Origin of the sequence: Ensifer sp. 4252, assembly GCF_050434565.1 — a bacterium.
Classification (GTDB): domain Bacteria; phylum Pseudomonadota; class Alphaproteobacteria; order Rhizobiales; family Rhizobiaceae; genus Ensifer.
Genome location: NZ_JBNDIU010000007.1, coordinates 211769 through 235102 on the forward strand (window position 1 = coordinate 211769; position 23334 = coordinate 235102).

Sequence of the window (23334 nt, forward strand, 5' to 3'; positions counted from 1 at the left end):
TCGACGGGAAACCGCTCCACGCTTTTCCGCCGCGGTCCCATCGCATGAAAGGAATGACCATGCTCGACTCCACAGGCCTTCGCGGCATCCTCCCGGCGCTCGTGACCCCGGTCCAGAGTGACGATACCATTGACGTGAAGGCGGCCGACGCTTTGTTTTCCTGGCTAAAGCAGCAAGGGGTCGACGGCGTTGTGCCGCTTGGCGGCACCGGCGAATACGGCGCCCTGTCGCGCAGTGAACGCAACCGATTCGTCGAGATGAGCGCCAAGGCAATGGCCGGCTGCGGACCAGTCGTCCCCGGGGTGCTGGATACCGGCTTCCATGACGCGCTCGGTGCCGCGCGCGATTTCGCCGCCGCGGGCGCCGATGCACTTCTCGTCATCACGCCCTACTACACCAACCCGACCCAGGCCGGCATCCGCGATTACTTCCTGCGCTATGCGGACAATTCGCCCCTGCCGATTTTAATCTACGAAATTCCCTACCGCACCCGCATCGCCATCGATCCGGACGTGATGCACGAGCTGTCGCGCCATGAACGTATCATCGGCATGAAGGCCTGCAACACGGATATGTATCACTATCTGCGGGTCGTAGCGGGCGCCGATACCTCCTTCACCGTGCTCAGCGGCGAAGACACTCTGTTTCCGCTGCATGTCGCCGCGGGCGCCAAGGGCGGCATCGTCGTGACGGCCAACCTGCTGCCGCGCACCTGGCGCCGCCTCTTCGACCTCGCCTCCTCGGGCAAGACCGAAGAGGCGCTGGCCCTGCACCGCGAACTGATGCCGCTCATGAACCTGGCCTTTGCAGAAACCAATCCGGGACCGATGAAATCCGTAATGGACCTCATCGGCGTTGATGCGCCGCAAATGTTGATGCCGCTGCGCCAGCCGAAAACCGAACTGCGCGACGCATTACGCCAGGAATATTCGCGCCTTCTCGACCGCTTCGAGAAGGCCGCCTGAGCGACGCTGTCGCGCCTGTGGACAAGCGGGTGTGCCTGTCGTTACAGGCATACCCGAATCCCTGCAGCGTGACGCATTATCGCTGATGCACAAGGAGCGTCGTAACACTTAACGACGGCGGAAACGGAAGATCGACAATGGCACGCAAGGACGGAACCCCGATTGGGCCGGAAGGCGCGGAAAGCGGCGAGATCGATCCGCGCAGCTCCTCGCTGTTCATTGGTTCGTCCGAAAAGATGTTCCGCATCCTGCATGCCTTCGACGGCCCGCTGCGCCAGATGCCCCTCTCGGACATCGCCAAGGTGGCGGAACTGGATCGCAGCGCAGCGCAACGGCTGGTCTACACGCTGGAGACGCTCGGCTATCTTCGCCGTGTGCAGAACACGCGCAACTATGCCTTGACCTCCAGGGTGCTACAATTCGCCTACAACTACCTGCATGCCCATGAAGTGCTGCACAAGGCAGCGCCCTACCTGCTTCAGATCAGCCGGGGCGTCGGGGAAACCGCAAACCTTCAGGAACTCGACGGACCGGAAATCGTCTATGTCGGGCGCTTTCCCGGCCAGCATCTGGTCAATGTCGATATCATGGTAGGTAGCCGCCTTCCCGCTCTGTTCACGGCGTCGGGCACGGTGATCCTGTCGCGGCGCACCGCTGCCGAACAGGACGAGGTGTTCGAGCAGACGGAATTCCGACCGCTGACCCCATCGACTGTGACCGACAAGGGCCTGTTGCGCGCCCGTATCCAGGAAGCCGCCGAAAAGGGCTATGCCATCGTCGCCAATGAAACGGTGCTGGGCGACATTTCCGTCGCCGCTGCGATTACCGACGAACACGGCCGCGCCGTCGCCGCCGTCAACATCGCCGCGCCGACGACCCGCTGGACCATCGAACGCGTGGAAGCCGAACTCGCCCATCATGTCCAGGTGGCCGCAACGTCGATCTCCATGACGAAATTCACGCCTTACATCCCGTAAGCCGTCTGCCGCTTTTTCCGATGCCTTCCGGCGGAATTCAGCGCCGGGAGGCTCATCGACACGACAGGTGCCCACGCATGAAACCGTTGAATGTTGCCGATTATCGCCGACTTGCCAACAAGCGGCTGCCCCGCGGCATGTTCGAATACATCGATCGCGGAACGGAGGACGAGGTGGGGCTGCGCGGCATCCGCAACGCGCTCGACGCCACGAAACTCTGCCAAAATCTTCTCAACGACGTGTCGCAGCCGGACACCTCCACCACCGTTTTCGGCAAGAAACTGCCGATCCCTGTCATCATCTCGCCGACCGCCGTCGCCGGATTGGTATGGCACGACGGCGAGGTGCATCTGGCACGCGCCGCCGGGTCGATGGGCATTCCGTTTTGCGTCGCAACCCAATCCATGACCTCGATGGAAGATATTGCCGAGCGCGCAAAGGGCACCGACCTTTGGTTCCAGCTCTATGTCTTCGAGGATCGCAGCCTGACCCGCGACCTCCTCGTGCGCGCGAAAGCGCTCGGCATCCGCAACCTGCTCTTCACCGCCGATACGCCGCGCTCGCCGAAAAAGGAATGGAATTTGCGCAACGGCTTCGGAATACCGATCAAGCCCTCGGTCGCCGGTGCGCTCGACTTACTCGCCCATCCCCGCTGGTCTTTTTCAGTCATGCTGCGCTACATCCTGACGACAGGCATGCCGACCTACGCGCACTATCCCCCGGAATACCGCACCAGCATCACGCGGTCGAGCGTCTGGGACAATGTGAAGCTGGCGAGCAAGCTGACCTGGGACGACTTTGCGGAGGTTCGCCGCCAATGGGACGGCAATCTCGTCCTCAAGGGCGTGCTGACGCCCTCTGACGCAGGGCGGGCGTTAGCGCTGGGAGCCGACGGCATAGTCGTCTCCTGCCACGGCGGACGCAACATGGATTGCGCGCCGACGGCGATCGACGCGCTTCCGAGGATCGCCGACGCCGTTAGCGGACGCATGACCATCCTCGCAGACAGCGGCATCCGCCGCGGCAGTGACATCGCCAAATATATCGCTGCCGGCGCCGACGCTGTGCTCATCGGACGCGCCACGCTCTACGGAACGGCCACAGCCGGAGAAAAAGGCGCGCGGGACGTTCTCGAGATCCTGCGCGACGAACTGGATCATTGCATGGCCTTTACCGGCCAAGCCCGCCTTGACGACATCACCGCCGATCTAATCTGGAAGCAGGCCCCAGTCGCCGGATGAACCCTAGGGTCGATGGAAGATGCTACCGGTCGGCAGCGTCGTAGAAGCCTTCAGGTGCTCGCGACGCTTAGCCGTGCGCATCTAAGCACGGGATGCGTGTTCAGATACGCATGTCGATAACGCGGATCACCAGCGATCATTCCGTTATCACTAACATGGCAAAACGGGGCATCGACAGATCATTTCCTTCGCTTTGGTCGCCCGCAAGTCATACGACACAAATCGCGTGCTGCTCTTCCACCAACTTCTGGAACTTCCCGCTCCGTCGCCAGTTCTCCATCACATCAACAAGGAGAAATGACGTGGCCAAGGATGACCTCACTGCCGGTTTCACTGGCACTCCAATCGACCCACCAAGAGGCGTGCGTAAAGCCGCCAAAACAGCGACAGACGTTGTCAGGCGCGAAACAAGTGCCGTGGCTGCTGCGGCTGCGGACAATCCACACACCGCAACCGGCTTAGTGCTAGCGATCGGGGCCATTGCGTTTGCGATCGGCTACGTTCTCGGGCGATCGTCAGTCGAAAATGGACCGAGCTACTGGCGTTAGGCTGCATTCGTCTCAGTGCTCTCAAAGTCGATTTCATGCCCGATCACGAACAGATCCTTGGTTTCTGCAATCGCTGGCGACGCGATCTGGGACTGGAACCGTGCGGACGGACGAATTGTTGAAGATTGCCCTCAGAGGATTCCCTCATGACCCACGAACCATTAGGAGTTTCTGCACCGTCCTCGACTGCGAAACATATCGAGTGGCCGAAAGTCGCGGCGAAGGAGGAGTGGCAAAAGGCCCGAAACGCGCTTCTGACAAAAGAGAAGGCGCTCATGAGGGAAAACGACGCGCTGGCGGCGGAGCGGCGGCGGTTGCCAATGGTGGAAGTGCCTACCGACTACCGGTTTCTGACGGCCGCCGGCGAAACGGACCTGATCGGTCTTTTCGCGGGCCGGCGCCAACTCATCGTCTACCGCTTCTTCTATGCTCCTGATGTGGAGAATTGGCCGGACGGCGCCTGCTCGGGATGCTCCATGTTTGCGGACAGCGTCACGCATCACGAGCACCTGGCCGCCCGGGATATTACCTTCGTCTTCGCGTCGACTGCGCCTCAGGATAGGATCGCTGCATACAAGAGGCGGATGAGCTGGTCGACGCCTTGGGTGACATTGCCGGACGATCGGTTCTCGAAAGATTTCGATGTCGAGAAAACGTTCGGCATCAACGTGTTCGTTCGCGACGGTGACCGGGCATATCGCACCTACTTCATGAATGGCCGCGGCGTGGAAGCGGTCGGCCCGATTTTTACGCTTCTTGACCTCACGCCTCTCGGCAGACAGGAAACTTGGCAGGACGTGCCATCCGGCCGCCCCCAGGCAGAGCCATACAAGTGGTGGCGCTTGCACGACCATTACGGCCCTGCAAGCAAAGCCTGAGATCTCCAGTCGGCGCCCTGCCTAACGTCGCTTAGAACCCACGCGCAACAAAATGCAGCGCCGACGTCAAACGACTGCCGGCGCTGCGTTGACGAGAATCTATTCCGCCTTTGCCTCGATATCGAGCCGCTCCAGGAAACCTGCCGGATCGTCGGAGGCTGTCATCAGTTCCACCGCACCAATGCCTGCGGCGTCCTTTGATTTGACAGACAGGGTGAATGTCCCCGCTTTTCCCAGGAAAGTTGAGACTGCCCCGGCGACACTTTGAAGCTTAGGCTGATCGGCCACGAACTGCTGGACCATTGCGGATCCGACCAACACCAGCATGCCGCGCGCCTGCTCCGCCGTCATGTCGTTTTGCTGAGCATACAAAGTCAGTGCCTTGTCGAAGAGCCCTTTGTCCTCGATCCGGAGCTTCAATTCCCGTGCAGTAAGGTCGAGTGCTGCGGTTTGCATGCGTATCGTGTCAGAAGAAAACAAATCGTTTGAGACGCCGGCCAAGACACCAGACAGCGAAACACTGCCCATCCCTTCGCCCCCAAGAGAGATATCCTTGATGATGAAGCTTTTGCCCGCTTCGTCCCAATGTCCCTCAACCCCGGCCGACAAGGTGAGCTTGTCGTAGCCGAGCTTTCGCAATTGCTCAAACGTCTCATCCTTGGCGTCTGGCGGCATCGGGACGCTCAAGTCCTCGTAGACGACACGAATATCGGTAGGAATGCCGTTGTACGGTTTGCCGAGCGCGGCTTCATAGGATTTCAGCGAAAATTTCACGCGCTGCGGAACGAGCGATGCAATGTGTTCCGCCGACATTGTTTCAGAGGCTTCGATTTCGCCTGCATCATCGTTGAGCGCAGTCTGAGGAAGGGCATCGTCAACGGCACCATCCACAGCGTCAGGATCTCTCGCCTGATCGGCCGCATCATCGGCAATTTCAGCGGCGGCCACATCTGCTGCAGCGTCTGCGCCATCGTCGATGGCCGAACCGCTTTTGTCCTCGTCAACCGGCACAGCTGAGACTTCTGGCCCAGGGTCCGCGTCCTCAACGGCGACATCGCTGCTTTGGCTGCGATAGCCGGGATCGGGCGTGTCGGTTGCCGGAGCGGCGGTTGCTGCATCCAGAAGATCCTCGCTCGGCGCAGCGGCCGCATCGTCGGCCGGGCCGATCTCTTCAATGTCGGTCGGCCCGCTTGGCAGATCGACATCGAGACCGGCAAGCCGGAATGTCCCGAACTCGGGCAGTAGTGTGGAGTAGGCAAATTCTTGAGCCTGATCTTCGTTCAAAACAAGGAGTTGTTTCAACGCCTCCATTGTCGGGTGCCAGGAAAAACCGCTGACGCTGGCTTCAGCGAGCCGGAAATGATCATCGCCGTCTTCCATCGAGATCCCGTTGAGGCTCGCGTTCACTTCGCGCCCGTTCAGGTGAAGCGACGTGCGTTCGACGTCGAGGCTGATCTGCTTGCCACTGTCCTTGCTCGGGCCTTCGACCTTGAGCCCAAGCATTTGGATGTCGCCCTGGCCAATCATATCGGGCAGGGAGAGAACCTTCATGTAAAAGGCGTTTCGTTCGGCAGCAGGCAATTCGTCGGGGGCTTTGACCGAACGCAGCATGTCCAGCGTGTCCCAAAGCGGCTCAGCCGGCATACGAATGCTAAGACCATTGCTGCGCAACTCACTATATTGGACACTGCCCTTGCCTATTGTCTGAGTGACATCCTTGATCGACAAGGGGCCGTAGAGGGCCTTGGCCTGCGTGTCCTGTGGCCCGGGCACTTGCGTGTACAAGCGTGCGGCATAGGCCACGTCCAGGTCCTTGCCGGTCATCGCCCCAAATGAGCCGTTCATGCGCGTGTTTTTCGTCTTCCCGTCTTCAGTCGCCTCAGCCACATGCATGTCCAGGCTGGCATTGGACGAGCTGTAGCGTGCAACGCGGCCATCCCTGATATCCTCGAGCGCGATGTTTCTGTAGACGATCCTGTCTTCTTCCCCCTCGACGATCTTGGTCATCGCGACCTCGGGCACAAAGATGCGATTGGCCCGGAAGCGCTGGATACGCTCCGGCAATGACAGGCCGCTCTTGTTTGCGAATATCTCGGCGACCGTCTGACGGTCGAAATTTGGCTGCTCGACACTCGCGCGCGGTACAGCGATTTTGTAGCCCGCAAGCTCGGCGCTCAGATTGGCGATCTCGAGCTCGGCGTTCAGGAAGAGAAATTTCGGGCGACCATCGATGCCGGCGATCTTTGCGCTAAGGCCGTCCTTAAGCGGCAGTATCACGTCACGCAGATGAAATCGGCCGAGATAATCCACATGGATGGAGCCGACTGTGCCTCCGCGCGCGGTGATATGTTGCTTGACGCCGCGCTCCAGCGTGAGCTTGTAACCCGTCGCCCCGGCAGCCAGCACCGCCACAAGCGCGGCGCTCAACCACAGCGCCTTGCGCCGACCTTTTCCTGTGACCGATTTTACCTGTTCCAAATCATCCATCCTTTCACCGCCTCACCTGCGTGACGGCGACTTTGCGACCGACATCACGACGGTCCATTGCGATCATTGCGAAACGGTTGCCTTTCGACATCAAACCGTCTCGAAATGTTTCGTTGAAACCGCTGCAACCGCGACGACGCCAAGATGCGCGCAAGGCCACTAACCGGAATGAAGGCAGATGAACTGGCAATCATGCTACGGCGCCCGTCGGCCAATCCAATAGGCGTAGCGACCAATGAGAGTGAATTTCCTCTAGTCGGTCTTGGCGCTCCGCCTATCTTCAACGGCATGTTTTGAACGCCCGGCTGAAGACAGTTTCGCCTAGCGCAATAATACAGCCGGAGATTGCCATCAAGGCCGTTAATTTACCCCAGATCGCCGTGAGGGGCAGGTTTCTTGAGCATTGATGAGGATTGCATGCGCCGCGGTGTCGCCGTCCTCCCGGATGTGCCTTTCAAAAAGAGGGGATGCCGGGTGAAAGGTGCCCTCGGCACACCTCTCTTCAAGTCCGGGATGATTTCTGGTGTGAAGACTTCCAAACCTTCGCGCCAGCGAAGGTTGTCCGGACGCGACTGACAACCTGATCATGGGCGCATCCCCCGCCTTGATAGGATTTTGACCAAAAACCCGTGGATACGCCAGTCCGTACGCGATGTCCGGTCCGCTGCGCGGATATTGGGCATGGGCGCTGGCTAAAAGGATCGCTCCATCTGTGACGCCAGACCGCCGGGTTGCCTACAACCGTTGCCACGCTCGGTCTCGTTGCTGCAGTCGCCATGCTCGCGGCGACACGGCTTTGGCCCGCGCATGATCCGGAAGAGATTGAATACATCCATGATGACCTCGCAAAGGATTACCCTCACATCGCCGGAGCCGCGCGCATCGACAACGGGCACAAACACGCCCACGACTTCGTGATCGACAGCCACCATCCCGAATGGCTGGCGGAGTGGTAGGCAAACGCGCCGCTATTTGGGGACGGCACCGCTCCTGGAAAAGGACAGGATCGCCGCGTCGGCGATTTCCGCAAAGCGGGCACTCGGCCCCTGCACCCCGCTGCTCTGCTGGGCGACACGCGCGCCCTCGATCAACAGCAGCAACGTGTCGCAGAGCAGTTCCGCATTGGCGGCACCGGCCTTGCGGCAAAGCTCCACGACGCGATCGCGTTGCGCATCCTTGAACTTCCTGATCACCGACCTGCCGGGATGGTCCGCGTCCGTTAGCTGGACGGCGGCGCTCATCATTTCGCAGTGGCAATCGTCGTCGCCGAGGTGCTCGGCGATCCGCCGAACCCAGGCTCTGAGCTGCGCCAGCCCGTCGGCGGGGTGGGCGCCCTCCAGCTCCCGCCAGAAGCCGTCCATCTCCATTGCCGCGCGCTGAAGACATTCGACGATGAGTTCGTCCTTCGAATTGAAGTGACGATAGAGCGTCATCTTGTTGCTGCTGGCGGCATCGGCGATGGCCTCGACACCGGTCCCGCGAATGCCGTGCCTGCGGAACAGCTCGCGCGCCGCCTCGACGATGCGATCGCGTGGCGAACAACGTGGCTGCTTGCGGGTATCGGTTGTCATCGCACTTGGTCCGGCGTGGTCGGCCTTGAAAATCTTGCCCCTTGACGCCCCGTTGGCGATCGATAACATGCGGCGATGTTACCGACCAGTAACATTTTTCGGCAGCGCCGCATCGGTGAGAGGCCGCTTGCCGCGCAGGCTTTGCCGAACACGGCGGTAACCGCAGAAAATTTCTAGCGCAATGTCGGTGGGCGCGGTCGTCAGGCGTCTTATAGCCAAGGTGCACACCGCACAGACTTGTTAAGTTCGATCACAGTTCATGATTTTGGGTCGATCCGGCCCATCGTGATCCCGTGCTGGAGCCTTACGATGCACATGCTGGATGGGCTGAAGGCGAAGAAACATGCCGCCGACCGGATGGTCCGTGTGGCGGCCCCGCGTGTGCTCGCTTTTGGCACACACGGATATGCGGCCGCCAGCCTCCCTGTCGCAAACATCGCGCCCGACGATCGTTCCGGCCACAGAACAACGCTTCAAAACGAACTTGCCGCGTGGAACCGCCACGACGGCGCCTTGCAAGGATCGATCCCGCTATGATCGACTTCTTCATTCATCGGCCGATTTTCGCATCGGCGGTCGCCATCATCATGACGCTCGCCGGCGGCATCTGCTATTTCCTGCTGCCGATCTCGCAGTTTCCCGATGTGACGCCGCCTCAGATCGTCGTTGCCGCCAACTATCCGGGTGCCAGCGCCCAGGTGGTCGCCGATACGGTGACGACGCCGCTCGAGCAGCAGATCAATGGCGTGCCGGGCATGCTCTACATGACCTCGACGAGTTCGAACGACGGCTCGTCACGGATCATCATTTCTTTCGAGGTGGGGTATCCAATCGACGTCGCAGCGCTCGACGTCCAGAACCGCGTCTCTCAGGCCGCGTCCTCGCTTCCCGCGCTTGTCAACCAGACTGGCGTTACCATCGCCAAGCAGATTCCGAACTTCACGGTCCTCGTAAGCTTGGATTCGCCCGACAACTCGGTCGATTTCGCCGCCGTCAGCAACTACGCCTACCTGCAGATCCTCGATCCGCTGAAGCGCTTGCCGGGTGTCGGCGACGTCCAGCTTTTCGGTGAACGGCGTTATTCGATGCGGGTCTGGCTTGACCCCGATCGCATGGCCAATCTCGGCATCACCGCGGTCGATGTCCAGAACGTCATCGCCGAGCAGAACATCCAGGTCGCCGGCGGCAAGATCGGGCAATCGCCGGCGCCGGTCGGAACGCCCTTCGAGATGCAGATCAACGCGCTCGGCCGGCTGAGCGATCCGGCGCAGTTCGGCGACATCGTGCTTCGAGCCGACCAGACGACCGGGGCGACGATCCGGCTGCGCGATGTGGCGCGCATCGAACTCGGTGCGCTGCTTTATTCGTCGTCGGTGACCTTCAACGGCAAGGAGAGCGTGGTGCTCGCCGTATTCCAGGCACCAGGCTCCAATGCGCTCGACCTGCAAAGCCGCGTCCAGGCCAAGATGGACGAGCTGTCGCTCCGCTTCCCGAGCGGCATCGCCTATCACATGTTCTACGACACCACGCGCTTCGTCTCGGCGGCGATGAAGGATGTGGTGTTCACGCTGCTCGAAGCGCTCGCCCTCGTCGTTTTCGTCGTCTTCATCTTCCTGCAGAACCTGCGCACCACGATCATACCGACGATCGCCATTCCGGTGTCGCTGATCGCGACGCTGGTCGTCATGTACCTGTTCGGCTTCTCGCTGAACATGTTGAGCCTGCTCGGCATGGTGCTCGCCATCGGCCTGGTGGTCGACGACGCGATCGTCGTCGTCGAAAACGTCGAGCGTCAGCTTGAAGCCGGCCTGTCGCCGCTTGCCGCCACGCGCAAGGCGATGCAGGAGGTGACGGGGCCGATTATTGCGACGACGGCGGTCCTGCTCGCCGTCTTCGTGCCGGTCGCCTTCATTCCGGGCGTGGCCGGCAGCTTGTACAACCAGTTCGCTCTGACAGTCGCCATCTCCGTCGCCTTTTCCGCCTTCAATTCGCTGACGCTCAGTCCGGCGCTGAGCGCGGCTTTCCTGCGCTATCGCGGCGAGCCGCGCTTTGCGCTCTTCCGCTGGTTCAACACCGGCTTTCATGCATTGTCGCACGGCTATGCGCACAGCATAGCCGTGCTCGTGCGCTGGCGCTGGGCGCTGTTTGCCCTCTTCCTCCTCGCCATCGGTTCCACTTACGCGCTGTGGCAGCGCACGCCGTCGACCTTCCTGCCGGTCGAGGATCAGGGCTATTTCTTCGTCGTCATCCAGCTCCCCGACGGCGCTTCGCTCGAGCGAACCGAGGCGGTCGCCCGGCGATCCGAGGAAATTCTGCGCGGCACCGCCGGTGTGGATTTCGTCGGTTCGGTCGTCGGCTTCAATTTCCTGTCCTTCGCCGCCCAGTCGAATTCCGCCGTCCAGTTCGCGGTCCTGAAACCATGGGACGAGCGCCCGCCGGAACAGGGCGCCTCGGCGCTCCGCGAGGCGGTGACGCCGCAGCTCCTGCAGATCCCCGATGCCTTGGTGCTGGCCTTCGATCCACCATCGATCCAGGGACTCGGCGCGACGGGCGGTTTCGAGTTCCAGGTCGAGGATCTCGCGGGGCGCAGCGCGGAATCGCTGAACGACGCGACGCAGGCGTTGATTGCCGAAGCGCGCAAGCAGCCGGAGATCAATCCGTACCAGCTCTTCACCACCTTCAGCACCTCAAGCCCGCAGTTCGACTACGACCTCGATCGCGACAAGGCGAAGCTGCTGGGCCTTAGCCTGCCGGATATCTTCAACACGCTGCAGATCTATTTCGGCTCGCTCTATGTCAACGATTTCAACATCTTCGGCCGCACCTTCCGGGTGACATTGCAGGCCGACCAGGGCGCACGGGCCTCAGCCACGGACCTGTCGCGCCTCTATGTGCGCAACGTGGCGGGCGAGATGGTGCCGCTCAACACGCTCGGCTCACTGAAACCGACGGTCGGTCCCGAAACCATCACCCACTACAACAACTACCCCTCGGCGTTGGTCAACGGTGCGGCGGCACCGGGCTTCAGTTCGAGCCAGGCGGTGGCGGCGATGGAGCGGGTGGCCCGAGCCACGTTGCCGCGGGACTACACATTCGAATGGACCGGCATTACCTATCAGGAGATCCGGGCAGGTTCGATCGCCGCCCTCGTCTTCGCGCTCGCGCTCGTTTTCTGCTTCCTGATCCTTGCCGCCCAGTACGAAAGCTGGTCGATGCCGTTCATGGTGCTGCTTTCGGTGCCCCTCGCGCTTCTGGGGGCGCTATTGGCGCTCTGGCTGCGCGGAATGCAGATCGACGTCTATTCGCAGATCGGTTTCGTGATGCTGATTGGTCTTGCCGCGAAGAACGCCATCCTGATCGTCGAGTTTGCCCGACGCCGACGCGAGGAAGGGCTGGACGTAGTCGCAGCGGCGGCGGAAGCGGCACGCTTGCGCCTGCGCCCGATCCTGATGACGGCCTTTGCCTTCATCCTCGGCGTGTTGCCGCTGATGTATGCCAAGGGCGCCGGTGCCGCGAGCCGCCAGTCGATTGGCACCACCGTGTTCGGCGGCATGCTCACGGCGACCGTTCTCACACTCATTTTCGTCCCGGTCTTCTACGCTGTCATCGAGCAATGGCGGGAGGGAGTTTCATCGAAACCACCCATCGGCCAGGAGCGTGAGCCGGAGGCGGCGGAATAAGAATTGGAGCCTGACATGCGTGGTTCGAGACTGGTCCTTGCCGCAGTGGTCATAATCGCCGCCCTTGCTGCGGCCTACCACTACAGGAATGGCGGGTTTGAGATCAAAGGCGGCGATGCCGGGGCCGCCCCGGCTCCGCCGCAACAGGCCATGCCCGTTCCCGTCGCGGCGGTCGTCAAGAAAACAATCCCCATCTATCTCGACTATTCCGCACGGACCGAGGCGATCCGCAACGTGACGCTTCGCGCCAAGGTCTCCGGCTATATCGAGTCACAAGCGGTTCCGGACGGTTCGGATGTTCAGGGCGGCGACCTCCTCTACCGGATTGACGCACGCGACTATCGGGCGGAACTGGATCAGGCAAAGGCCCAGGTCGAAAAGGACGAAGCGTCACTCGCCTATCTCCGATCCAATCTCACGCGCGGCAACGAGCTTGCCACGACAGGCTATCTGGACAAGGACAGTTTCGACCAGCGTCAAAGCGCAGTCCATCAGGCGGACGCTGCACTTGCCATGTCGCGGGCGGCGGTACGCACCGCTGAGATCAACCTCGCCTACACCGAAATCCGCGCGCCCTTTGCCGGGCGGATCGGGCGCAACCTGGCATCGGAGGGAACACTGGTCAGCAACACGACCGGAACCCCGCTCAACAACCTTGTGCAGCTTTCGCCGATCTACGTCTCGTTCAACCCGAGCGAAACGGAACTCGCCGACATCCAGAAGGCCCGGACAAAGGGCAAAGTGGAGGCAGAGGTACTTCTGCCCGGCGACAAGGAACCGCGTTACCGCGGCGACCTCAGCTTCATCAACAACATGGTCGAGGGCAATAGCGGAACGGTGATAGCGCGCGCCACGATCGACAATGCCGATCTGACCCTGCTTCCCGGCCAGTACGTCCGCGTGCGCCTGAAGATCAGGGATGAACCAAACGTGATGATGGTGCCGGAGACGGCGCTCGGATCGAGCCAGCTCGGCAAATATGTCTATGTCGTCGGCAAGAACGATACTGTCGAGCAGCGGCTCGTCACTCTCGGCCCGACCAGCGGCGATCTCATTGGGTTGGCCACGGGTGTTTCGGAAGGCGACCAGGTGATCGCCGGAAACCTGCAGAAGATCTTCCCCGGTGCGCCGGTCAAGCCGATGCCGGCCGAGCAGGTGCAGAATTAGCGGCAACCGCGATCCTTAGTAGCCGAGCCTTCCACCGAACGCGGCACGCGCTTTGTGGCGGATGCAACATTACAGGAAGGCCGGACACCACGCGCGAACCACCGGTATCGGTCAGCTGCAGCATCTTCGCGCAGGCAATCGATGAGGCCGACACGCTGCTCCCGACTGTCCTAAACCAGCTGGTGTCTACTACAACGCACATGTGATCAAGGCGACCATACTTCACCTCGCACCGGCTCTCGGCTGGCGCTGAGCCGCAACTGCTCATATCCTCATGCTGAACGATCGGGCGCTCAGGGAACTGGTGCCGGGGGCGTAATCCCCTGGTAGTAATCACCTTGACCGCCACCCATGTACTCGTTCGTGTAGCGTTCGCGTGCGTCACCCAAAGTCCGCGCCGGCGGACGATAGTAGCCGTAAGGACCGTACATCGGCACCGGCTCCAGGTACACGCTGCCCGTGGGCATGGGATCGACATAGACGCCGCCGGGTGCCGGCTCGTAATAGTAGTTGTCGGCAAAAGCCGGTGCCGTGGTCCCGGCAAAGGTGACGACAAATGCGACCCATGACATCTTCGTGAAATTTCTCATGGCGTTGCTCCTATCTCCGGTCGGGATTCAGGCCCGCCTGACGAGATACCAGGCAGCCTCTGCCTACGGGCTTACGCTGCCTGGCAAGAATAACGCTTGATCGCTGCAACCGTTCCATCAATCCAACCTGTCTCCTCCGGATCGACACATTGCTCGCGGCTGTCCCCTCGGGCGCTTCGTCGCTGCCACCGAGCACATCAATGCAGGCCGAAGACATAAAGCAGTTTCTCGCGGTGGCGAACGAACTCGGGGCGCTCTGCGATCGCGCTCCGCACTTGGCTGGGAAGAATGACTGGCGACAACTTGCTCGAACACGCGGGAACGCCGATGATAGGGCCAACAATCGGATGCGGCTTTGGAAAGGAGCTCTTCGATCGCTTTCTTCGTCGACGCCAGGACGCTTTGGATCAGCGAACGCGGTTGGCAACAGTACCCGCGCGCCAGCAAACACGAGCTGTTCGGTTTCCTCGTTAAGGGAACAATCCTGTTGCTTGACGATTATATTAGTGCACACGCAAAAGCGATCCAGATGATGATCCGTCAGGATCGTGTGCAAGGATGGCCTTCGCCACGGAGGTCATCCTTTTTCGTTGCGTGACGCTATCCTCCCGCCTGCGAGCCAGCAACGCCCGGGCTGAGTGCAGAAGGCTGGCGCGCTTCTGGTTCGCCTGGCCCCATCATCGAATATGCCGAGCTGGAATTGATGTGCTGGATGCCAATGCCCTCGCCAATCGCCATCGCACCTCGATGCCCTCACCCTGGGAAGGTGACGACGAGCAAGAGCTCGACGGCTCAGGGATTTAACAACCCGTGCAGCCATGACCCTCCTGATGTTGCGGACGGTTCCGTCGAATAGGGTGCTGTAGCGAGCTGTCGGCGGAGTACACCCTGAACCACCCACCGCCTTCCTTATTCAGGATGGATTTGGCGAGAATAGATCGAGCGGATTTACCCGCGCACAGCACGTACTGAGCTTGGCGTTGAGCTGCACCTGTTCTGACGGACAGCGACGCTGAGAGGAATGATCCTCTCAGCCGGGGAACCCGCCCCGGCGCGTAAGGAGTTCAGTTGGCGAACGTGTTGGAAAGCATCGAAAGCGGTCCGACCCATTCGCGCAGGCATAGAGGCGTGCTGATCAATAATACGGCGACACACATTCCTGGCGCGGCCCATAATAGGGCTGGAAGGTGTTGTCGTAGGCTCTGTATGACCGATAGCGGTCATAGCACCACTCGACATGCGCTGACGGCGCGTTGGAATAGACCCTGCGGGGTGGCGACGCGATCGCACCACCGATAACCACTCCTGCCCCGAATGCACCCAGAGGATACCACCACCCGTCACTGTGCCGACGGTACCCGTCCCGACGGTAACGGTAACCCTGGTAGCCATTGTAATAGCCGTATCGTGGGCCTGCATTGTAACGATAGCCATTGTACCCGCGTGAGTGCGGCGGGCCGCCGTAGTGACCTGGCTTGTGGTGGATAAACTCGACTGGCTGGGAAGCCGACTGCCCGCCCAAAACGGAAGACATAGCCACCGCGTGAGCCGCCGGGACCGCCGACAATGCCGTAGCGGCTGCTATCAGTATTGCACCTATTCTTTTCATGAGTTCACCCAAGAGTTTCCTATCAAACTATTTCTCAGCGAATGCGCGCCACAGGGCCCATGCGCTTGGAATTCGCGGCCACTTCCGATGATGAACAGTGCGAAGCCGCTAATCAAATTAGTTAGGGCCAAGAGTACCGCCATAGGACCTCAGTCCTATGGCCAGCCCGCAAAGGTCCTAGTTGCCGATCGAACCGATCGGACCGGTCGGCTTTACGGCCCCAGATTGTCAACAAATTCATTATTAATAGTACTCAGTATTGTCGACAAGTTAGTTGACAAATTCTCTTGGTGTGCGATGGTGCCGATCAGCAGCAACGAGCTAGGGAGGAGCAGTGTTGATGCAAGGTCCTGCGAAGACCGTCGCGACAGCGTATCCGCGCGACTTTTGGCGACGGCCGCACACGCCAACACCCTCTGCTGGGCCAGCCAGCCCGGCTTGTTCTCACTCGTTCCCCATTCCATCCCACATCGAACCTTGGGGTTCTCATCGATGAAGAGTTCGTGCGGGGACAAGCCTGAGTTCTAGGCGGTGTCAGCGCAGGCTATCGACTGGCAGCTGATCGACAGCAAAATGTGGCGTTTCAAGCTCCGCCAGGGCGTCAAGTCACCGCTACGGATTGCTGACGACTTGATTGCCTCGCTGGCAGATCGTGTCCGCGTCGACGCCATGCCGTCCCACTTGCTGACCCCTTAGACATACGGCCTGCGAGCCGTCCGTGCCTCTAAAGAAGAAGATTCCCGTTCAAGGGGATAGGCGACCTCAACCAGGAGAACAGCAGAATGCTCAAGAAATTGACCCTCGCGGCCGTCATGTCGGTTGCGTTTTCAGCGGCCGGTCACGCGGAAACGCTCAAATGGGGCGCCTCGCGCGACATCTATTCGCTCGACCCCTATTCTTATGGCGACAGCTACACGCTGTCTTTTCTCAATCACGTCTATGAGGGGCTTGTCCGCTTTGACGCCGAACTGAAGATCGAGCCGGCGCTGGCGATATCCTGGGAGACCGTATCGGATACGGTCTGGCGGTTCCATCTGCGCGAGGGCGTGAAGTTCCATGATGGCGCCGACTTCACCGCGGACGACGTGATCGCCTCTCTCACTCGAGTCAGCGATCCGGTGTCTCCGCTGCGCGGCAACCTTCCGGCCTACAAGTCGGCAAAGAAGGTCGACGACCATACCGTCGATATCGAACTGACCGGACCCACTCCGCTGCTGCTCAACGACCTGACGAATATCCACATTTTCGACGCCACCTGGCTCACCGACAACAACTCGCTGAAGCCGACGGATGTCGGCAAAAGGATCGAAGGCTACGCCACCTACCATACCAACGGCACGGGTCCGTTTGAGCTCGAGAGCCGCGCGCCCGACAGCAAAACCGTTCTCGTCAAGAATGCCGAGTGGTGGGATGCGTCGCAGTCCAATATCGATCGCATCGAGTTCACACCGATCATCTCGGCCGCGACGCGCGTAGCCGCGCTGTTGTCGGGCGAGATCAACTTCACCGAGAATGCGCCTGCCCAGGATATTCCGCGCCTTGTCGCGCAGCCGGACCTGAAGGTCATGGAGCGCACCGACCTGCGCACCATCATGGTCGGTTTCAACCGCAAACCGAAACTCGCCGACGGTGTCGACAACAAGTTCAACGACCTGCGTGTCCGCCAGGCTTTCGCCCATGCGCTGGACAAGGACCTCATTCAGAAGCGGGTCATGCGCGGCAAGTCGAGGATCGCGGGGACGATCATTGCGCCCGAGATTCCCGGCTATGTCGAAGCACTGGACATGGTGGTGCCGTTCGATCCCGAATTGTCGAAGAAGCTACTCGCCGAAGCCGGCGCGAGCGATCTCCCTTTCACCCTCGTCTGCACGAACGAGGCCTATGTCAACGAGGAGGAGCTTTGCCAGAGTATCGTCAACATGCTGAGCCGCGCGGGCTTCAAGCCGCAGCTCGACATAGGCCCAACGGCCGCACAGGCGCCCAAGCGCACGGGGGGGCTATCTGATGTCTACCTCATCGGCTGGGCGAACGAGCCGATGCTCGACAGCTACTCGATCCTGCTCCAGATGATCGAGACGAGGAGTGACAAGGCGGGCGTCTTCAACTGGGGTGGGTGGAGCTATCCAGAGATTGATAGGCTGATCATCCAGGCATCGACCGAAATGGATCGACCGAAGCGGCTCGAGTTGCAGACCAAGGCACTCCAGATGGTCAAGGACGAAATGATCATGTTGCCGTTGCACCAGCAGCCAATGGCCTGGGTGATGAGCAATGAGATCGACCGGGTCGCTCAGCTGGCGGACAACAAGCCGCGCCACTGGCTGACTCATTTTGCGGAGTAACCCTCGTGCGGAGCTGGAACGGCAGGCGTTCCGGCTCCTGCTCAACTTGCGTTTTCAGGTAAGCGTGACGTCGTGGCCGCGCGGGAGCATTCGGTCTGGAGCTGGATAGTGTCCAGCTCCAAGCAAGGAGTTCGTGGATCCTATTTGTGGGATGATCGGTGATGCGATTGATGAAGTCGGCGAGGGTAGGCGTGCGGATTGATGCCGCCCATCTTGCAGGTCTCGACGATGGTGTAGATGACGGCGGCACGCGGAATCTCAGACGTACTAAGACCGTCCCAAAGCGTTGCCCGCGATCTCTCTCCTTGGCCTGCAAAAAGGACATGGCCCCGGCAAATCTGCAGCCGCAACCAATGAGAGAACGCCCACTCTAGGAGTGAGATACGCTCCTTAGATGCTGACGGAAAAACGTTCTGAAGTCCCGAAAATTGTGGAAGCCGGGGACAGTCGCAAGGCGTGTAACCGTCGTCGGCGAAACCGAACAGGCGGTTGCGATTGAACTGACGCTGCCGAAGGCGACAAGATCCGGCTTTGCCAGCGCCATCCAGACGACCCGCTCAAGCTGTTTCGGAAGCCTGACATCCTTGGATGCGAACATTCCCCTAAGCTCGGTCACATCCCCAGGACGCCTTGTCGCCTTATTCGTTTTCATGCCACTTCTCCATTGCCCACCACCACCTACCCGCTCCTTCACATACGAGCCGCATAAGAGTCGATGAACTCGAATGAGCGGGCGATTTCCGCTGCGAGCCGGGGGCTTTCTCGAACGAGCGGATCGGTGCACTCGAAGGAAAACGCCCCGCCATATCCTGCCTCCAGAAACGCGAAGACCTGACCGCACGTATCACAGCGATCTCGCTCATCGACGAGTATCCGGCGAGCGTCGAGGTTCTCATCGAGCGGCGACGCAGGATCTGAAATCCCTGAGATGTGCACCAGGGCGGTGTAGTCGGGAAAAATTGGCCCGCCACCGGCGATTGCATGCTGGAACGTGTCGTGCACCATCCTGATTTTGCCGCGACCGCCGACCGCCTCAATCGCTTCGACCAGTTCGGCCTTGTAACAGATGACTTCGTCGGCATACTGATTGTAGGGGGTGGAATTTCCGGGGTCCTGAGAGCTCTGAGAGAGGCGCCCGAGGACCGCCGCAAGAACATCCGCGAGGTCTGCCGTGATATCGGGCCGGAGACGCGAAAAGGGCTGTCTGGAGGGCTGATCACGGCAGCCCTTTGTCATCCCCTGGAGAAGACGTCAGCAACCTTGGTGCAGACAATGGTCGAGACCATCACGCAGGGCGCGCCCGGCAGCACAATACATCGCACAGTCGCTTTTTTTGACATCGTGACACCTGAGAACATGTGAGACGAAAGCCACCTAACTCATGGTGATCAGCCGCCTTGCGAGCGACAAGCTTGACTGCTTCGCGACAAAAGCCGCCCACAGCACCACCCTATGCCAATGGATGGCGAGGAACCGCCTTCAATCTTGCCTAGGAAGCACAAGGCTTAGTCGGCCGAGGTCATGCTCCCGGTCGATACATTATGCTAACCTTTCAGCACGAAGCGAGAACATCTTCCAATCATGAGGCGCTTCCGTGCATTGGCGGCCGGCCGGGTGATTTCCGATTGGCGGCCAATGCAACCACTCCACTGCCGCCGCTCGACGGCAGCAGTGGGCATGTCCGGTGAGGATCCTTTGCGGCTCTCTAGGTAAGACTGATTGTTGTCCCTCGCCAGCAGCAGTCACTTTGGTTAGCGCGGCGTCGCCTTACGGATATCACCCCGGCCAGACGCTGACTGCGATTGACGCCCGGCAGAGGGAGAACTTGAACCGCACAGATGTCGCGCGCACCGTCATTGCTGTCCTCATGCAAGCAATACTTGACATCAAGCGTGGTCACGTCGCGCACCATTGCAACGCCGCCCAGACCATCGGCCAAGGCCCGGCCCACCAGATCCCTACCCGTGGCCATGCCGATGCGACGGCGAACCTCATTGTCAGGCATGGAGCCGATTGCGTGATCCTGATGTGCGATCTTGGCGTTTCGCGACATCGATGGATGTGTCTTCGGACGGCCGTTCAAAGTTGATGTGGCCGATTCAGGCAACATCACGACTTGCTCGAATGTCTGGAACGGGGCCGCGGCGTCGGTCCCTGTCTGGTAGGAGGCGCTCGGCGTCTTGCCGGCATGGTTGGTCTGCTTCGACCAGGAGGACTGACTGTCGCTTCGCAAATGATCGGCCATCGACTGATCCGAGGCCACCATCACGCCGGTTGCGGTCTGAGGTTCCGGATTGACAGCCCGGAAGCGATCACCCTTCTTGACATGGGAGGCGATGAGATAGGGCATATCGTCTCCGCCCAAGCGGGCGCGGCCTACATACTGCACCCGAACGGAAGCCGTGCCACGGTGCTTCAGGTCCAGCATGTCAGCTGCTTTGCTGGAAACGTCGATGATGCGACCCTTCCGATAGGGACCGCGATCGTTGACCCGCACGATGAGCGAAGAACCGTTTTCAAGATTGGTCACCCGCACGTAGCTGGGCAGAGGAAGGGTCGGATGCGCGGCGGAAATGTGATACTGGTCATAAACCTCGCCGTTTGCGGTCCGGCTGCCTTGAAACACCGAGCCGTACCAGGAGGCGATTCCCTTTCTGTCATAGTTCAGGTCTTCCTTCGGGTAATAACGCTTACCTTTCACAACATAGGGCTTGCCGACCATATAACGGCCACCGCCCTTGCGGACATTCTTGCTGAAGGCGACCCGCGGGCTCGCCTTCACCCCGTACACTTCTTCGGAAATATATGCTTTGCCGCGGTTCGTGTTGGGAGCCTGCATGGTCGTACAGGTAGCACAGCACGCACAGACCATCGTGATCGCCAACCATCGCACGCCTTTGACAGCCGTACTTACATCAATGGCCATCTGTCCACCGCTGGCGACGACCTTCCGTGCATCTTGCGGCAAACCTCGACACGCACGCTCATGTCGGCCACCCGCTCGCTGTCTGCTCTGCATTGGGTCGAGAGACATACGGAATGGCAGCTGTGGCAGTCGATGCGTTGCTGCATTCTGGGGGCGCGCCATTAATTCGCTCCATCCGTGAGATACTTGTGAAATCAGGTCTGATGCCAAAAGTTCCATGGGGACGCGCGAATTTACAGCGCCCTCTACCGGGGCTGGCCGCGGATATCGCCACCGGACGCAGACCCGCGACCCTGGCAAGACTGCACTTCGACCGGACAGGCGGACGCGGGCGTTCGGCTTGGCCGGCAATCGCGCGCGACATGGTGAACCTGATACTTCGCGCCTCGCTCCGCGCCGGCAGGCCCGCAGGACTTCAGGACCACAGCTGCGTCAACCTGCGGCCAGCAGCAAAGGACGAACGCGAGTTCAGCGTCCATCTGGACGGCCAGCCGACATCAGATACCCTCAGCAGGCGAGCGATGCGGCCATCGATGGTATAGGATTGACCTATGCGCCGGACGAGCTGATCCGGCCAGATTTGGGCCGCCACGCCGGCAGTTCCCTTCTAGTCCTTAGCCACTAACCGATTGTTTTGCTACATATTTTAGGACGAACTTGCCCCAGACATCACTCCGCCTGACACATCTATCGTTTAGAAGGCCGTCCTTACGGTTATGAACGTCCTAACGCCAACGGGTCGTCCCGTTCGCGAGTGCGAGGGCGTTTCCCGCACCTCAGGCAGCTCGCAAAGAAGCTGCCAGGGATGATAGCCTACGACACGAACAGCAATACGCTGAACACCGCAAACAACATCACATGCATCAAGCCCTAGCGATTCCGATGAAGCCGCCCCTTTGTCCCGAGATGATTGCGCCCCCGGATTCCGGGATGATCTCGCCCCCTTGAGGCTGGGGTCCTGCTGGCTGTGATTGTTGTCATTTCATTCGTGTAACGAGTCAAGATTTTCCGGCGCTGATTTCGCCGCAAGCTTTCGCCGGATAGGTCGATGCGGTGGGCGTTGTGAACGAGGCGATCGAGGATGGCATCGGCGTAGGTTGGGTTGCCGATGATCTCGTGCCAGGCTGATACCGGAAGCTGGCTGGTGATGATCGTAGAGCGGCGTCCGTAGCGATCTTCGAGGATCTCCAGGAGGTCGTGGCGTGCCTGCTCATTGAGCGGTTCCAGCCCCAGTCATCAAGGATCAAAAGCTGGACGTGACCGAGGGTTCGCTGCAGCCTGGCATAGCGGCCGTCGCCGTGGGCAAGAGCGAGATTGGCAAACAGCCGTGGCACGCGCTGATAGAGAACCGAGCGATCGTCGCGGCAGGCCTTGTGCCCAAGTGCACAGGCCAACCAGCTGCCGCGGTCAGGATCGTGGCAAGCAACACGCCAAAGCAGGTGATTGCCCCGATGGGCGAGAGCGGGTCAGAAAGCCAAGAACTTCCCCCCAGCTCACCATCAGACCAGCCACGAGCCGCGGGGACAGCTTGGGCCTGCGCGCCACCACGGGCAGCACCCGTCCGGCACTCTCGGACAGCCCGGCGAGGACCAGCAGGACGACGACCCGGCACCGAGCTCGACGACCCGCCGGCCACCAGTGGCTGGTCTGCGCCCTGTGGCACGACGAGCGTAGGCACCCCGGCCCGCATCGCCTCGTTGACACTGTTCATGCCGCCGTGCGTCACGAAGAGTGCCGCACGGTCCAGCACCTGGAGTTGCGGCGCGGATCGGCGGGCCAGCGCGTTGGCCGGCAGCGGACCCAGGTCTGCCGGTTCCGTGTGCCCGGTCGAGACGACAACGGTGCCGCCCAGCGGTGCCAGCGCGGTCGCGAAGGTCCGCAGCAGGGCCGGCCCCCCATCGAACACCGTGCCCAGCGACGCGTACAGCACGGGGGTTCGCCAGCCGGACGGCATCGAACCCCGGATCGGCCGGGCGGGAACCGACGCTCGCCCCGACGAACCGGTACGAAGGGTCGAGCGCGTCGGCTCCGGGCTGAAACGCGCTGGGCACACCGCGACCTTTACTTGTCGGGTATCGTCAACTTTGTCTCGTCAGTGTCGACGACGAAGACTGCGAGGATTTTTGCGCGCTTGGTCTTGATGGCGCTCGCTCTGTCGCGCTGGTGATCGCCAGACATTGTTTTCTCCCAATGACCGTTGGCATGCCGCTGATCCTAGGGCTAGCGCGGGAGAAGAACAGCTATACGAAGGTTTGGCGGTGTTTCCGGACGAGGGAGAAGTTGCTAGTGGCGACGTCGGCGTCCGTTTTCAGTCTGCATCCGCGGTACGCGGCCTGCAGGAATAGGCGGCCTG

17 protein-coding genes and 2 pseudogenes are annotated in these 23334 nt (G+C 60.7%); 10 read left to right on the plus strand and 9 right to left on the minus strand.

Annotation, left to right across the window (positions count from 1 at the left end; all coding sequences use genetic code 11):
• Positions 1-59 precede the first annotated feature (59 nt).
• From dapA to ABIE33_RS16615, 4 genes are all read left to right on the plus strand, one after another.
• On the plus strand, positions 60-965 hold the full coding sequence (dapA, locus tag ABIE33_RS16600) for a 4-hydroxy-tetrahydrodipicolinate synthase (protein ID WP_429126832.1): 906 nt from the start codon (positions 60-62) through the stop codon (positions 963-965).
• Positions 966-1102: 137 nt separating this feature from the next.
• The gene (locus ABIE33_RS16605; RefSeq protein WP_429126835.1) at positions 1103-1942 is read left to right on the plus strand and encodes an IclR family transcriptional regulator; all 840 of its coding nucleotides are present in this window, start codon (positions 1103-1105) and stop codon (positions 1940-1942) included.
• Positions 1943-2019: 77 nt separating this feature from the next.
• On the plus strand, positions 2020-3183 hold the full coding sequence (locus ABIE33_RS16610; protein WP_429126838.1) for an alpha-hydroxy acid oxidase: 1164 nt from the start codon (positions 2020-2022) through the stop codon (positions 3181-3183).
• A 694-nt stretch (positions 3184-3877) separates the two neighbouring features.
• Positions 3878-4609 (plus strand): DUF899 domain-containing protein, encoded by a 732-nt coding sequence (locus tag ABIE33_RS16615; protein WP_429126840.1) that lies wholly within the window; start codon positions 3878-3880, stop codon positions 4607-4609.
• Positions 4610-4708: 99 nt separating this feature from the next.
• Here ABIE33_RS16615 and ABIE33_RS16620 read toward each other — a convergent pair whose 3' ends face one another.
• The gene (locus tag ABIE33_RS16620; RefSeq protein ID WP_429126843.1) at positions 4709-7096 is read right to left on the minus strand and encodes a hypothetical protein; all 2388 of its coding nucleotides are present in this window, start codon (positions 7094-7096) and stop codon (positions 4709-4711) included.
• Between the two features lie 731 nt (positions 7097-7827).
• Between ABIE33_RS16620 and ABIE33_RS16625 the strand changes: the two genes are divergently transcribed.
• On the plus strand, positions 7828-8052 hold the full coding sequence (locus tag ABIE33_RS16625) for a hypothetical protein (RefSeq protein ID WP_429126846.1): 225 nt from the start codon (positions 7828-7830) through the stop codon (positions 8050-8052).
• A 12-nt stretch (positions 8053-8064) separates the two neighbouring features.
• On the opposite strand, the gene ABIE33_RS16630 is transcribed toward ABIE33_RS16625, so the two are convergent.
• Positions 8065-8667, minus strand: a complete 603-nt coding sequence (locus tag ABIE33_RS16630; protein ID WP_429126848.1) for a TetR/AcrR family transcriptional regulator — start codon at positions 8665-8667, stop codon at positions 8065-8067.
• Between the two features lie 309 nt (positions 8668-8976).
• On the opposite strand from ABIE33_RS16630, the gene ABIE33_RS16635 reads away from it, so the two are divergent.
• The 3 genes from ABIE33_RS16635 to ABIE33_RS16645 are packed head-to-tail and all read left to right on the plus strand — an operon-like array spanning position 8977 to position 13514.
• Positions 8977-9204, plus strand: coding sequence for a hypothetical protein (locus ABIE33_RS16635; RefSeq protein ID WP_429126851.1), 228 nt, complete (start codon positions 8977-8979; stop codon positions 9202-9204).
• Complete coding sequence (locus ABIE33_RS16640; protein WP_429126853.1) at positions 9201-12347, plus strand: efflux RND transporter permease subunit; 3147 nt, start codon at positions 9201-9203, stop codon at positions 12345-12347. Before ABIE33_RS16635 ends, ABIE33_RS16640 begins: the two co-directional genes overlap by 4 nt.
• Positions 12348-12362: 15 nt before the next feature.
• Positions 12363-13514, plus strand: coding sequence for an efflux RND transporter periplasmic adaptor subunit (locus ABIE33_RS16645; RefSeq protein WP_429126855.1), 1152 nt, complete (start codon positions 12363-12365; stop codon positions 13512-13514).
• A gap of 293 nt (positions 13515-13807) precedes the next feature.
• On the opposite strand, the gene ABIE33_RS16650 is transcribed toward ABIE33_RS16645, so the two are convergent.
• Both ABIE33_RS16650 and ABIE33_RS16655 read right to left on the minus strand, forming a co-directional pair.
• Positions 13808-14104, minus strand: a complete 297-nt coding sequence (locus ABIE33_RS16650; protein ID WP_429126858.1) for a hypothetical protein — start codon at positions 14102-14104, stop codon at positions 13808-13810.
• Positions 14105-15239: 1135 nt separating this feature from the next.
• Positions 15240-15713, minus strand: coding sequence for a BA14K family protein (locus ABIE33_RS16655; protein ID WP_429126923.1), 474 nt, complete (start codon positions 15711-15713; stop codon positions 15240-15242).
• A gap of 782 nt (positions 15714-16495) precedes the next feature.
• Between ABIE33_RS16655 and ABIE33_RS16660 the strand changes: the two genes are divergently transcribed.
• Positions 16496-18055, plus strand: a complete 1560-nt coding sequence (locus ABIE33_RS16660; protein ID WP_429126859.1) for an ABC transporter substrate-binding protein — start codon at positions 16496-16498, stop codon at positions 18053-18055.
• Between the two features lie 370 nt (positions 18056-18425).
• On the opposite strand, the gene ABIE33_RS16665 is transcribed toward ABIE33_RS16660, so the two are convergent.
• Together ABIE33_RS16665 and ABIE33_RS16670 are read right to left on the minus strand one after the other, a co-directional pair.
• Positions 18426-18707, minus strand: a complete 282-nt coding sequence (locus ABIE33_RS16665; protein ID WP_429126862.1) for a MurR/RpiR family transcriptional regulator — start codon at positions 18705-18707, stop codon at positions 18426-18428.
• A gap of 38 nt (positions 18708-18745) precedes the next feature.
• Positions 18746-19060 carry a hypothetical protein gene (locus ABIE33_RS16670; RefSeq protein ID WP_429126864.1) on the minus strand — a complete coding sequence of 105 codons (315 nt, stop codon included), beginning with the start codon at positions 19058-19060 and terminating at the stop codon, positions 18746-18748.
• On the opposite strand from ABIE33_RS16670, the gene ABIE33_RS16675 reads away from it, so the two are divergent.
• Positions 19037-19417: a hypothetical protein gene (locus ABIE33_RS16675; protein ID WP_429126867.1), complete on the plus strand. Its 381-nt coding sequence runs from the start codon at positions 19037-19039 to the stop codon at positions 19415-19417. The two genes, ABIE33_RS16670 and ABIE33_RS16675, sit on opposite strands and share 24 nt — an antisense overlap.
• Before the next feature lie 343 nt (positions 19418-19760).
• On the opposite strand, the gene ABIE33_RS16680 is transcribed toward ABIE33_RS16675, so the two are convergent.
• From ABIE33_RS16680 to ABIE33_RS16690, 3 genes and pseudogenes are all read right to left on the minus strand, one after another.
• Positions 19761-20981, minus strand: coding sequence for a septal ring lytic transglycosylase RlpA family protein (locus tag ABIE33_RS16680; protein ID WP_429126870.1), 1221 nt, complete (start codon positions 20979-20981; stop codon positions 19761-19763).
• Positions 20982-21851: 870 nt separating this feature from the next.
• Positions 21852-22381 (minus strand): annotated as a pseudogene (locus ABIE33_RS16685) (ATP-binding protein); the annotation flags it as partial.
• A 290-nt stretch (positions 22382-22671) separates the two neighbouring features.
• A pseudogene (locus ABIE33_RS16690) lies at positions 22672-22935 on the minus strand (oleandomycin glycosyltransferase); the annotation flags it as partial.
• Positions 22936-23334 lie beyond the last annotated feature (399 nt).